This is a genomic window from Neobacillus paridis, from assembly GCF_016765675.1.
Classification (GTDB): Bacteria; Bacillota; Bacilli; order Bacillales; family Cytobacillaceae; genus Neobacillus; species Neobacillus paridis.
In genome coordinates, this window is record NZ_JAESWB010000389.1 from 1 (window position 1) to 690 (window position 690).

The following is a 690-nucleotide window of genomic DNA, read 5'->3' on the forward strand; positions in this document are numbered from 1 at the left end:
CAATGGTCGCAAGGAATCTTTGGTCTTTCAGGCACTCCATCTGCTGAGCCCCGCAAACAGCCGGCTTGCCGCCATCGGCGACACGGCGCAGGCCTTGGGTCAAACACCACTGGAGGAAGCATCATGGAAACAGTCAACAACACGCCCGGCAGCAATAGCAGCGACAACGGCAGCCTTGAACAGCAGTTCCGCTATCCGGAAGGCATGAAGGTCTACGGCATGATCATCGACGACCGCATTCCCAGCCCGTTGGTGCGGGTGGGCCTGAATGCGCTGAGCAAGGTCGATGCCGACCTGCTGGTTTTCCTGTGCCTGGAAACCGATGACATTCGCGACCGCACCGACTGGGAAGAACTGGCCAGCGAGATCCGCTTCGGCAACGGCAAGCAGGGCGCGTATGAAGTCCGCCTGGTCAACTCGCATGAACAGCTGATGCATGCGTCGCTGAACATGCGGGTGATCCGCCTGCCGGAATACACGGTGATCTGAACGGCGCCTCCGTGTTGCTGGCTGGTGGCTGGCAGCTTGCGCGCTGCCAATGGGCCCGGCCCGGCGCCGGCTATACTGGCCCTCCCCCTTCAAAGCGGCCGCCCCATGGAAATTGAACTCAAGCTCCTGATCGAACCCGCGCATGCGCAGGCCCTGCGTGACCATCCGCTGCTGAAAAAGCATGCCAGCGCAACGCCGACC

At 61.7% G+C, this 690-nt stretch carries 1 protein-coding gene; it reads left to right on the plus strand.

The genetic code is table 11. The features are described from left to right. Positions 1-123 precede the first annotated feature (123 nt). Positions 124-489: a hypothetical protein gene (locus JK635_RS29320; protein WP_202656397.1), complete on the plus strand. Its 366-nt coding sequence runs from the start codon at positions 124-126 to the stop codon at positions 487-489. The last annotated feature ends 201 nt before the right edge of the window (positions 490-690 follow it).